Genomic DNA, 12,175 nt, shown 5'->3' with positions numbered 1-12,175 from the left:
TGAAAGGAGCAACTTCATGTTTATACTATTAACAGTGGCGATTGCTCCTGGCCTCGCGCTGTTTAGTTTTTTTTACCTCCGTAATCAAATGGCTACGGAGCCTAGGAGAACATTGTTCCATACATTTATATATGGTGCAATATTAACGTTCCCTATTCTTTTCTTACAATATGTTTTTCAAGAAGAGCAAATTTTTTCGAATAAGATTTTGCAAGATGTGGTCTTTACAGGTGTCGTTGAAGAGTTTTTTAAATGGTTAATATTAATGATTGCCATATACCATCATGTAGAGTTTGATGATCCGTATGATGGGGTTTTATATGGTGTCGCGATTTCATTAGGTTTTGCGACAGTAGAAAATATTTTATACTTACTTTCTTACGGTGTAAACACTGCATTTTTACGAGCGTTAATGCCAGTTTCTAGTCATGCACTATTTGGTGTCGTCATGGGATTCTATTTGGGGAAATCGAAATTTTCTAAGAAAGAAAATGTGAACGAATACATAATTGTTGCATTATTTGCGCCAATTTTACTTCACAATACTTATAATTTAATCTTCTTTTTACAAGATCATTGGTCTTATTTAATGATTCCATTTATGTTATTTTTATGGTGGTTTGGACTAAGGAAAGTAAAACTAGCGCACAACCACCTAATTCAACATCTATACGCTCAGAAAAAAATATAAATGCCTAGAGAAAATTTCTGATTCTCTTGGCGTTTTTTTTTTTTGATTTAGTATAAAAAATCTAGTTTGAGACATTCTACGAAAAAGGAGGCTCACAATCAATGAGACTTTTTAAAGTTCTTCTCATCATACTTATGACTTTCACTATTTTTGCTATGAACGATGTTCAACGCGGAGAAGCATTTTCTAATCAGGTGATTGCAAGAGGGGCAAATGGCGATGATGTAATTGAATTACAGGCAAGGTTGCAATATATCGGTTTCTATACCGGTAAAATTGATGGTAAATTTGGCTATGGCACTTACTGGGCACTAAGAACCTTCCAAGAAAAATATGGGTTAAAAGTTGATGGTGTCGTTGGTGCAACAACGAAGAAAAAATTAACTGCAGCTTCAAATTATAATAAAGAATTTGTTATGGAGCAGTTAAATAAAGGTAATCGATTTACACATTATGGTGGTAAACCACTAAATCAGCAAGTGCAACAGGGAACAGGTACACAATCTAATACACAATTACCAACTAAATATTCAGATCAAGATTTAAAATTAATGGCAAATGCTGTTTACGGTGAAGCAAGAGGTGAGCCATACGAAGGTCAAGTTGCGGTAGCAGCTGTTATTTTAAATCGATTAGATAGTCCTGAGTTTCCAAACACTATATCAGGTATTATTTTCCAACCTAGAGCTTTTACTGCGGTAGCAGATGGTCAGATTTGGCTAACACCTAATGAACGCGCGATGGAAGCAGTAATTGATGCAATGAACGGGTGGGATCCAACTGAAAATGCGCTCTATTATTTCAATCCAGCAACAGCTACTAGTGAATGGATTTGGACTAGACAGCAAATTAAAACAATAGGACAGCATATTTTTTGCATATAGGAGGTGCTTGATTGAAAAAGTTAACATTCTTTCTTGTTTATGCGGTTATTGTTCTTTCGGTATTTAGTTATACATCTTTAAAGGAAAAAACAAATTTGAAACAGTTATTGCATGCTCAATATACAAATCAGATGTCAGATGCTTCTAGCCAGTTGAATGAGTTGCAAAAATCCGTACAACAATCTCTACTTTTTAGTGACCCTACTGCATTAAATGACTCATTACAGGATGTTTGGCGTATATCTTCAGATATTCGTCAAACAATTGGAGGTTTACCACTAGATCGTGAATTTACAACGCAATGGATGAATTATTTAGGGCGCCTAGGTAATCAAGCAAAGCTAACAATGACTTCTGAAGAATCAAAAGCTAATTGGAACAAAAGTGTATCCAATGTAGCATCAAACTTAAGTTCATTTTCAAGTGAGTGGGACGTAGCAACAGCTCATTTATTACAAGAAGACAAGCATTATAATAAATGGCTAAATCAACTATCCAATATGGATACGAAAAACAATTTTACAAACTTATCGGCAACTGTAAAATCTTATGCAGAAAGTGATTTTCCATTGACATCAAGTGAATCGGATTATCAGAAGAAAAAAGATCTTATTGCACTAAATGATCAAGTCATTACAGAGAAACAAGCTTTAGCACGTTTTAAAGAAATGTTTCCTCAATATGAAAAAGCAACGATTCGTATTGAAGAAAGTAAAAAAACAGCTCCATATCCCTTCTACCATATAACTTTCCATGAAGGAATTAGATTGGGTTATGCAGATATTACGAAAAAAGGTGGACACTTACTTTCGTTTTTAGCGGAACGACCAGTTGATAAAAATACTTTAAGCCAAGAAGAACTTATTAACAAGGCGAATAAACAGATGAAAGCACTAGGCTTTGATGATTTAAAAATTGAAGCTTCTAGAGAGAACACAATGGCATGGCATTTAAATTATGTTCGTATCAACCCATCAAATAAAGCGAAAGTATATGCAGATGGCGTACAAGTGAAAATTGCTAAAGACAACGGTGAAATTATCGGAATTAATGGTATGGAGTATATTCAAAAAGAAACACTGAAAGATCAACCAATGAAAAAAATCGATTGGAAAACGTTTTTCGATAAAAATGTTGAAATCGTAGAAGAAGCATTATCTTATAGTGAGAACGACAAAATGGAAGAACGTTTGTGCTATGAGATGACAGTTGTTTATTACAATAAGAATGTTCCACATACATTCCGTGTATTAGTAGATACAGAAACGGGAGAAATCATCAAGAATGAAAAATTATAACCGTGCTGGGGGCATTTTGTAATGTCTCTAGCATATTTTAACAAACCATGTCATAATTAAACCACTACTAAAGTGGCATAAAGGGGGATTGACATGGAACTTAAAATAGGTACATTAATCACGTTAGAACCTATCAATTCAGAATCTATGGAACGTTTTAAATGTAAAATTGTGGAACAAAAAGATGGTGATATTTATATTGACTATCCAGTAAGTATAACCACTAATAGGACTTCCTTCTTATCTAAGGGCAGTCAATTTCGTGCATCTTTTATTGATGAAGAGAAGATAGCACATGCTTTCAAAACAGAAGTACTTGGAAGGGTAAAAGCGAATATTCCGATGATTATGCTATCCTTTCCAAAAGACGAAGAAATTTATAAGATACAACGTAGAGAATTTGTTCGCGTCTTAACGCCTGTTGATGTAGCTATACACTTCAAGAATGAATATTATCAATTTGTCACAGAAGATATTAGCGCCGGAGGTTTAGCAATTATATTAAACCAAAAAGTGGCGTTTAAAGAAAATGATGAATTCGATATGACGATTGCTTTACCTTTTTCAAATAAGGATGTTAAATATATTCAAACAAGAGCGTCCGTCATTCGAATTATCGAAAGAGACGATTGTGTAATTGCACCGTTGCATTTTACCGACACAGATGAACTAGATCGCCAACATTTAATACGCTTCTGTTTTGAACGTCAGCTATTAATTCGAAAGAAAGAAACTGCTTTTTAATTACCAAAGAGTCCTCTAATTTTTAGAGGACTTTTTATTTTAGTAGGGAATATGTGAAGTAGTGGCTTAATTTTAAGTAAAAAAATTAATATGGGAAAACTATGTTGATAATGATTTAGATAGCAGTTATATAAGTAGCTTAGTGATATGACAGTGATTATTTTAAGTACTTAAAGTTTTAGATAGACTTTGGTATTTAAGCACTACATGATTCGTTGTTAAACGTGTCGCCTCAGCATTTCGGTTGTGATACAATATTACGGAAAGAAGGGGTTGAAACCGTGAAAAAGAATATTCAAATCGCAATTGACGGCCCTGCTGGAGCAGGTAAAAGTACAATTGCTAAAATTGCAGCAGAGGCTCTCGGCTATACATACATTGACACAGGTGCTATGTATCGAGCTCTTACATTAAAAGCATTGAAAGAAAATATAAATTTAGAAGATGCGGAAAGTGTAACAAATTTATTAGGAGAGACTGACATTACATTAAAACTTTCAGAAGATGGACAACTAGTATTTTTAGATGGCCAAGATGTTTCTCAAGAAATTCGCTCAAATGAAGTGACGAGCAATGTTTCTAAAGCAGCAGCACATGCAGCTATGCGTGAAATTATGGTTCAACGCCAACAAGAAATGGCGAAATTAGGCGGGGTTGTTATGGACGGCCGTGATATCGGAACAGCCGTATTAACCGATGCAGAATTAAAATTATATATGTCTGCAACAGTTGAGGAACGTGCACGTCGTCGTTTTGAAGATAATAAACAACGCGGTATTATTTCTACTATTGCACAATTACAAGAAGAAATTGCACTACGTGATAAATTAGATAGCGAAAGAGAAGCTTCTCCACTTGTACAAGCAAAAGACGCCATTTTCTTAGATACAACTGAGTTATCTATTCAACAAGCAGCAGATGCTATTTTAAAATTAGTGAGTGAAAGGATGGCATAATATGGACTTTTACCAATTTGCTAAATCTGTTGTCTTTACCGCTTTAAAACCGATTTACCGTATGGAAGTGATAGGCCTCGAGAATTTCCCGAAAGAGGGTGGCATTTTACTATGTTCCAATCATATAGATGCACTAGATCCACCCGTTGTAGGAATTACTTCTCCTAGACCGGTAAATTTTATGGCTAAGGAAGAGCTTTTTAAATTACCTATTCTGAAAAAGATTTTACCAAGTGTTCATGCATTTCCAGTTAAACGTGGCTTAAGTGATCGACAAGCGTTACGTACTGCCCTTGAGTTATTGAAAAAAGGTCAAGTTGTTGGTATTTTCCCAGAAGGTACAAGAAACAAAACAGGTACTCTTGGTAAAGGTTTTTCAGGTGCAGGTTTTTTTGCATTAAAAGGTGAAGCAAATGTAATGCCATGTGCTATTATTGGACCTTACAAGCCCTTTAGACGCTTAAAAGTGGTCTATGGTAAACCAATTGACATTGCACCTTATAGAGAACGTCGAGCAAAAGCAGAAGAAGTAACAGAGGTCATTATGGCGAGTATTCAAGAGTTACTTGATGAACATTATAAGAAAAATTAAAAAATTTCCAATAAAAAAGAGTTAATTTTTGTTTTTGTAAGAGAATTCGCATAAAATAGAGATGGAACGTTGTGAAGGAGGATTACATATGTCTGAAGAAATGAACTTGAATCAAGGTCAAGAATTCCGTGAGGGAGATATCGTCAAAGGTATCGTTGCTCAAGTTGAAGAAAAGGCAGTAACCGTATCAATTGAAGGTGCACCATTTGATGGTGTCGTACCAATCAGTGAGCTATCAAGCTTGCATGTTGATAAAGCTTCCGACGCAGTCTCAGTCGGTGATGAATTTGAATTAATTATTACAAAAGTAGAAGAAGAGAACTATGTGCTTTCTAAACGTAGAGTTGATGCTGTTCATGCGTGGAAAGTGTTAACAACCAAGTTTGAAAATGGCGAAGTAATCGAATCAGAAGTAAAAGATGTTGTGAAGGGCGGCCTAGTCATTGATTTAGGTGTACGTGGCTTCGTACCAGCATCTCTAGTAGAAGATCATTTTGTTGAATCATTTGAAGATTACAAAGGTAGAACTATGGTCTTTAAAATTGTTGAAATGGATCAACAGAAAAACCGTTTAATATTATCTCATCGAGCAATCGTAGAAGATGAAAAAGCTTCTAAAAAAGAGCGATTATTAGGCGGCATCAATGAAGGTGAAGTATTAGAAGGAACTGTTCAACGACTAGCTTCATTTGGTGCATTTATCGACCTTGGCGGTGTAGATGGTTTAGTCCATATTTCACAAGTGTCTCATGGGCATGTGGAAAATGTTTCAGACGTTCTTTCAGAAGGTCAAAAGGTAACAGTTAAAGTATTGTCTGTTGACAAAAACAACGAAAGAATTTCACTTTCTATAAAAGAAACTTTACCTGGACCGTGGGAAGAAGTCGAAGCGAAAGCACCAAAAGGCGCTGTATTAACAGGTACAGTTAAAAGATTAGTAAACTTCGGAGCTTTTGTTGAAGTGTTCCCGGGTGTAGAAGGTTTAGTGCATATATCTCAAATTGCACATAAACACATTACAACACCTCATGAAGCATTAAAAGAAGGGCAAGAGGTTGAAGTGAAAGTGCTTGATGTCAATAAAAACGAAAGCCGCTTATCATTAAGCATTAAAGCTTTGCTTGAAAATTCTGAAGCGGAAGAAATTACTGATTACGAACTACCTGAAGAAGCATCAGGCTTCTCTTTTGCAGATGTAATTGGTGACAAATTAAAAAAATTCTCTGAATAAAAAACGTTAAATTCAACAAATAACTACATGGAGCAGGCGGGTTCTTCTCATATCCGCCTGTTTTTTCTTGTAATGCCCAGTGTATCATTGTAATATATACATATATGATGACTTGAATTGTTGGTGATGGGGAACTTATAAGGTACCATCGCCTTTTTTGTTGTATAATATGGATTATCAGAAGTTGGAAGGATGAATAAATTATGACGAAACCGGTCGTAGCGATCGTAGGCCGTCCGAATGTCGGGAAATCGACTATTTTTAACAGAATCGTAGGTGAACGTGTATCTATCGTGGAAGATATTCCAGGAGTAACACGTGATCGTATATACAGTTCTGCGGATTGGTTAACACATGAATTTAATATTATTGACACTGGCGGAATTGATATTGGTGAAGAGCCTTTCTTAGATCAAATTCGTCATCAAGCAGAGATTGCCATGGATGAAGCGGATGTTATTATTCTTATGACAAATGGTCGTGAAGGTGTAACTTTAGCTGATGAACACGTTGCGAGAATATTATATAAAACTAAGAAGCCTGTTGTTTTAGCTGTAAATAAAATTGATAATCCAGATATGCGTGAAATGATGTATGATTTCTATTCATTAGGGTTTGGCGAACCATTCCCAATCTCAGGTTCACATGGCCTTGGCTTAGGGGATTTACTTGACGAAGTGGCAAAACACTTCCCAGAAGAAGATGAAGAGCAATATGGTGACGATGTCATTAAGTTCTCTTTAATCGGCCGTCCGAATGTTGGTAAATCATCTTTAGTAAATGCATTTTTAGGTGATGAACGTGTCATCGTTAGTGATATAGCTGGTACAACACGTGATGCAATTGACTCACCTTATGAATTTGATGGACAAGAATACGTGATTATTGATACAGCTGGTATGCGTAAAAAAGGGAAAGTGTACGAAACTACTGAAAAATATAGTGTACTTCGTGCACTAAGAGCTATTGAACGCTCAGACGTTGTTTTAGTCGTTTTAAACGGCGAAGAAGGTATCCAAGAACAAGATAAGAAGATAGCTGGTTACGCTCATGAAGCGGGTAAAGCAGTCATTATCGTAGTAAATAAATGGGATGCCGTTGAAAAAGATGAAAAAACGATGAATCATACAACAAAAGTGATTCGTGAACAATTCCAATACCTTGATTATGCGCCAATCGTATTTGTATCAGCGAAAACGAAAAAACGTGTGCATTCATTATTGCCAGTTGTAAATAGTGCAAATGAAAATCACTCTATGCGTATTCAATCAAGTATCTTAAATGAAGTTATCGCAGATGCTGTTGCAAGAAACCCTGCTCCTACTGATAAAGGCCGCAGATTACGTATTTACTACGTTACTCAAGTTGCGATTAAGCCACCAACGTTTGTTGTATTTGTAAATGAACCAGAACTTATGCACTTCTCTTATGAGCGTTTCTTAGAAAATCGTATCCGAGAAACATTCGATTTCGAAGGCACACCAATTCGTTTAATTACGCGTGCCAGAGGATAACGGTTACATCTAGATGGAGGGATTCAAACATGGATAAAGTAGCGGTTCTAGGTGCTGGCTCATGGGGCACGGCACTAGCAATTGTATTAGCTGAAAATGGTCATGATTGTCTACTTTGGTCACATCGTGAAGACCAAGCTAACGAAATTAATGAGCAACACACAAATGCAAAGTACTTACCAAGCGTACAATTACCAACTACATTAAGTGCAACGCATATATTAGCAGATGCGGTTGCACATGCAAACGTGATTGTTATGGCTGTACCTACAAAGGGTATTCGCGAAACTTGTCAAAAAATGATGAAGACTTTAGGTCGTAAAATTTTATTTGTTCATGTTTCAAAAGGGATCGAACCCGATTCATTACTGCGTATTTCTGAGATTATGAGAGAAGAACTAGATGAAGCCTTCATTGAAGATATTGTTGTTCTTTCTGGTCCAAGCCATGCAGAGGAAGTAGTGTTGCATCATCCAACTACTGTTGCTGCAGCATGTGAAAACTTGGCATCGGCCGAGCGTGTCCAAGATTTATTTATGAATCAATATTTCCGTATTTATACGAATCAAGATGTTATTGGTGTTGAAATGGGCGGTGCGTTGAAGAACGTTATTGCTTTAGCTGCAGGTGTAACTGATGGTTTGGGGTATGGAGACAATGCAAAAGCAGCGCTTATTACTCGAGGATTAGCGGAAATGTCACGCTTAGGTGTGAAAATGGGCGCAGAGCCTTTAACGTTCTCAGGACTTGCTGGTATGGGTGATTTAATTGTTACATGTACAAGTGTCCACTCGCGGAACTGGCGTGCAGGGAATATGCTTGGTAAAGGTATGACGTTGCAGGAAGTTCTGGACCAAATGGGCATGGTTGTTGAAGGTGTCCGTACTACAAAAGGTGCACATCAACTAGCTGAGAAATACGATGTAATAATGCCAATCACTTCAGCGTTATTTGAGGTGTTATTCGAAGAACAAAATGCAAATGAAGGTGTCGAAAAACTAATGCAACGTATGAAAACACATGAAATGGCATGGTTATTCGAGTGATTTTGATTTTTGTCACAAAATTGTACGATAATTAAAACGGCTATAAAATTGTCTAGAATGCAGTAATTACGAGCTCTATTATTAATATGGACAAGAGGTGATGCGTCCTCACCTCTTGTTTTTTTGTGATATACTTTCATCTGTGAGATTGGAAACGATTTCTAGTAAAGAAAGGTGGTTGGTCTGTTGTCAAGCTTAGTCCTACTAAATGGAACTCCATTTTCTCCAATGGACATGATGTGGATTTCTTTCTATTCAATTGGTTTTATGTTTGTAGCGATGGGGTTAATCTACTTAAGTCGTAATAAAATCAAAAATGCAATTGTGAGTTCAATTATAGCGTTGGTCTCATATATATTTTTATTCATAGGTTTCTTGACGATGATGTTTGTCGTCTTCACATGGTAATCCTAAGTAAATGAGGTAAGCATATGAAAAAAATGAGAATATTATTGTTGATAGCTGTAGTAGCTACACTTTTATCTGGCTGTATGTATCCGCAATCTGAACGAGCTGAAAATCAAGTTCCTGATGAAGCACAACTAATAGTTGTCCAAAAGGCGATAGATTCATTTAGAGAATCTTCAGGTGGATTGTTACCAATCCAAAATCGTGATGAAGAAGTGGACCAATATATTAAATACCCTATTCAATTCCAAAAATTATTAAATGGTCATTTAGATAAGATCCCTGGGAATGCCTATGAAAAGGGCGGGATTTATCAATATGTTATTTGGAATGCAGAAAGTAAAAATCCGCTTGTTAAACTAGTGGACTTACGCAGTGCAGAAATGATTCGAGAATTGAACATAAAAAAGGGTGTGAATGGTTTTGTACCAATAGCTGATAAGATAATTGGCGATGTTTATCAAATGGATTACGAAAAGATGGGTTATAAAAAATCACCTTCAGTCCCAAGTCCATATTCAAATGTAAATCTACCTTTAGTTGTAAAAGGTAGCGGGGAAATTTGTCTAGATTATTCTATTGAATTACAGCGTATATTAGAGGAAGATAAACCGAAAGTGAAAAAGGGCGAGGATATCCGTTATCTATTATCGGATAAATACGCGATTTTACCAGCTTATTCTTTACCGTATACAGTAAATGATAGAAATGAAGTCATTTTCTTAACTGATAAAAAATAACCTTTTAAAACGTTTCATGCTTTTAGCATGAAACGTTTTTTTTGTGCATAGAATAGATTGCGTAGAATAGGAGGGATTCACATTTCAGAACAATTATATGAGCAAATTGTGGAGCGCACAAACGGTGATGTATATATTGGGGTTGTTGGACCGGTACGAGTAGGGAAATCGACGTTTACAAAGCGTGTAATGGAAGTTATGGTATTGCCAAACATCACAGATGAAGCAGAACGATTACGAGCACAGGACGAGCTGCCTCAAAGCTCTCCAGGCCCTGTTATAATGACTGCTGAACCTAAATTCGTCCCAGCTAAAGGAACACAAATTGCAGTAGGAGAAGGGCCTCTTACGATGCAAATTAGGCTGGCTGATTGTGTAGGCTATATTATAGATGGTGTGAAGGGATATGAGGATGAAAATGGTCCGAAACTAGTCCATACACCGTGGCATAATGAACCAATTCCTTTCCAGGAAGCAGCTAGAATAGGAACAGATAAAGTCATCCGTGATCATTCGAACATCGGTATTGTTATTACGACTGATGGTTCTGTTAATGGTATTTCAAGGCAAGCAGCTGAAAAAGCAGAAATTGAAATAATCGAGCAACTTCAGTCCATAGGCAAGCCATTTGTTGTGGTAATAAATAGTAAAATGCCTGCACATAAAGACACTGTGGCGCTGAAAAATGAGCTGTTGGACCGCTATCAAGTACCTGTAATTAGTACTTCTGCGGATCAAATGAGTGTGCAAGAAGTAAATGAGATTTTGAAAGAAGCACTTTATGAATTTCCAATTACATCAATCGAAGTGGAGCGTCCAGACTGGATGGAGGTCATTGGAGATACAAGTCCAATCAATGTTTCTTTAAATGATGCCATCTCTACATGGAGTGACTCCGTGACGAAAATTCGAGATGTCAAACATATTGCAACAAAATTGAGTGAAGAAGATTATATATCTAATGCAGAAGTAACGGAAGTCAACCCGGGTCTTGGTAGTGCAAGAATTACTATTCAAGTGAAAAATGATATATACCAAGCCATTTGTGAACAATTTTTGGATGAACCAGTGGTTACAAAAAAGGAATGGCTGTTATTTATTAAAGAATCACAGGAAGCTAGACAGGCTCATAAACGCTTCCATGAAGCTATCGAAAAAGCTAAAAAAGATGGGTATGGAGTGACTCTACCTAATATGCAGGAACTAGAACCAACTCCACCAGAAATTATAAAACAAAATAATTTCTTCGGTGTACGCATGAAGGCAAATGCACCTTCTTATCATATTTTACGTATCGATATGGAAGCGGAATTTGCACCGTTAATAGGATCTGAGTTTCATAGTCAGCAGCTATTAAAAGATTTGAAACACGGATATTATCATGATAGAGATGCACTTTGGAACACTCAATTATTTGGAACACCGCTTTATGAAGTGATGAAGGAAAGTATAGCTTATAAAACAAATGCTGTCCCGGCTCATGCGAAAACGAGAATGCGTCAAACAATTGAGCGAATGGTAAACCAAGGTGATCGTGGAATGGTAACTTTCATTCTGTAATTTCCAAATTACCTATAAATAATGCAAAAAAAGTCTTTTGCGACCGTGCAAAAGGCTTTTTTTTGTGTTTTATAAGGATTATATTTGCTTAAACTAGGTAAAAGGAGTATAAATATTGTTGCATAGGGTTTTCGGTTGTGATAATCTTTTTACATGATTGAGTCAATGCCCCTTGAGAGGAGGTGAATGGTGTGAATAAAACAGAATTAGTTAACTCTGTTGCTGAAGCTGCAGGTCTTTCTAAAAAAGACGCTTCTAAAGCAGTTGAAGCAGTATTTGATACAATTCAAGAAGCTCTTACAACGGGTGATAAAGTACAATTAATCGGTTTTGGTAACTTTGAAGTACGTGAACGTGCGGCTCGTAAAGGTCGTAACCCACAATCAGGTGAAGAAATCGAAATCGCTGCTAGCAAAGTGCCTGCTTTCAAACCAGGTAAAGCGCTTAAAGATGCTGTAAAATAATAGTATCTAGAGTACATAGAACAGCTTTCTTCGGAAGGCTGTTCTTT

Annotated in this window: 13 protein-coding genes; all 13 read left to right on the top strand. The window is 36.4% G+C overall.

Going from position 1 to position 12,175, the window contains the following annotated elements; translation table 11 throughout:
* The first annotated feature begins 16 nt into the window (after nucleotides 1-16).
* The 13 genes from prsW to hbs all read left to right on the top strand — a co-directional run bounded on the left by prsW (nucleotide 17) and on the right by hbs (nucleotide 12,128).
* Nucleotides 17-691: a glutamic-type intramembrane protease PrsW gene (gene prsW / locus ACZLO7_RS16380; protein ID WP_427748544.1), complete on the top strand. Its 675-nt coding sequence runs from the start codon at nucleotides 17-19 to the stop codon at nucleotides 689-691.
* Nucleotides 692-792: 101 nt separating this feature from the next.
* On the top strand, nucleotides 793-1,575 hold the full coding sequence (gene sleB, locus ACZLO7_RS16375) for a spore cortex-lytic enzyme (protein ID WP_464940660.1): 783 nt from the start codon (nucleotides 793-795) through the stop codon (nucleotides 1,573-1,575).
* A gap of 11 nt (nucleotides 1,576-1,586) precedes the next feature.
* The gene (locus ACZLO7_RS16370; RefSeq protein WP_464940659.1) at nucleotides 1,587-2,873 is read left to right on the top strand and encodes a PepSY1/2 domain-containing protein; all 1,287 of its coding nucleotides are present in this window, start codon (nucleotides 1,587-1,589) and stop codon (nucleotides 2,871-2,873) included.
* Nucleotides 2,874-2,966: 93 nt separating this feature from the next.
* Nucleotides 2,967-3,617, top strand: coding sequence for a flagellar brake protein (locus ACZLO7_RS16365; protein WP_464940658.1), 651 nt, complete (start codon nucleotides 2,967-2,969; stop codon nucleotides 3,615-3,617).
* Between the two features lie 281 nt (nucleotides 3,618-3,898).
* Nucleotides 3,899-4,573 carry a (d)CMP kinase gene (cmk, locus tag ACZLO7_RS16360; protein ID WP_464940657.1) on the top strand — a complete coding sequence of 225 codons (675 nt, stop codon included), beginning with the start codon at nucleotides 3,899-3,901 and terminating at the stop codon, nucleotides 4,571-4,573.
* Between the two features lies 1 nt (nucleotide 4,574).
* The gene (locus ACZLO7_RS16355) at nucleotides 4,575-5,165 is read left to right on the top strand and encodes a lysophospholipid acyltransferase family protein (RefSeq protein ID WP_427748535.1); all 591 of its coding nucleotides are present in this window, start codon (nucleotides 4,575-4,577) and stop codon (nucleotides 5,163-5,165) included.
* 88 nt (nucleotides 5,166-5,253) lie between these two features.
* Nucleotides 5,254-6,396: a 30S ribosomal protein S1 gene (gene rpsA / locus ACZLO7_RS16350; RefSeq protein WP_464940656.1), complete on the top strand. Its 1,143-nt coding sequence runs from the start codon at nucleotides 5,254-5,256 to the stop codon at nucleotides 6,394-6,396.
* A 203-nt stretch (nucleotides 6,397-6,599) separates the two neighbouring features.
* On the top strand, nucleotides 6,600-7,910 hold the full coding sequence (gene der, locus ACZLO7_RS16345) for a ribosome biogenesis GTPase Der (RefSeq protein WP_464940655.1): 1,311 nt from the start codon (nucleotides 6,600-6,602) through the stop codon (nucleotides 7,908-7,910).
* Nucleotides 7,911-7,939: 29 nt separating this feature from the next.
* On the top strand, nucleotides 7,940-8,956 hold the full coding sequence (locus tag ACZLO7_RS16340) for an NAD(P)H-dependent glycerol-3-phosphate dehydrogenase (protein ID WP_464940654.1): 1,017 nt from the start codon (nucleotides 7,940-7,942) through the stop codon (nucleotides 8,954-8,956).
* A 186-nt stretch (nucleotides 8,957-9,142) separates the two neighbouring features.
* Nucleotides 9,143-9,364, top strand: coding sequence for a DUF2768 domain-containing protein (locus tag ACZLO7_RS16335; protein WP_464940653.1), 222 nt, complete (start codon nucleotides 9,143-9,145; stop codon nucleotides 9,362-9,364).
* Between the two features lie 23 nt (nucleotides 9,365-9,387).
* The gene (locus ACZLO7_RS16330; protein ID WP_464940652.1) at nucleotides 9,388-10,104 is read left to right on the top strand and encodes a YphF family lipoprotein; all 717 of its coding nucleotides are present in this window, start codon (nucleotides 9,388-9,390) and stop codon (nucleotides 10,102-10,104) included.
* A gap of 57 nt (nucleotides 10,105-10,161) precedes the next feature.
* The gene (spoIVA, locus tag ACZLO7_RS16325; RefSeq protein WP_464940651.1) at nucleotides 10,162-11,664 is read left to right on the top strand and encodes a stage IV sporulation protein A; all 1,503 of its coding nucleotides are present in this window, start codon (nucleotides 10,162-10,164) and stop codon (nucleotides 11,662-11,664) included.
* Between the two features lie 191 nt (nucleotides 11,665-11,855).
* Nucleotides 11,856-12,128, top strand: a complete 273-nt coding sequence (gene hbs, locus ACZLO7_RS16320; RefSeq protein ID WP_038190738.1) for a non-specific DNA-binding protein Hbs — start codon at nucleotides 11,856-11,858, stop codon at nucleotides 12,126-12,128.
* Nucleotides 12,129-12,175 lie beyond the last annotated feature (47 nt).

It is taken from the genome of Viridibacillus sp. d25.2, assembly GCF_055456015.2.
The sequence above is the reverse complement of the archived record's forward strand: the minus strand, read 5'-3'. Positions and strand labels throughout refer to the sequence as shown.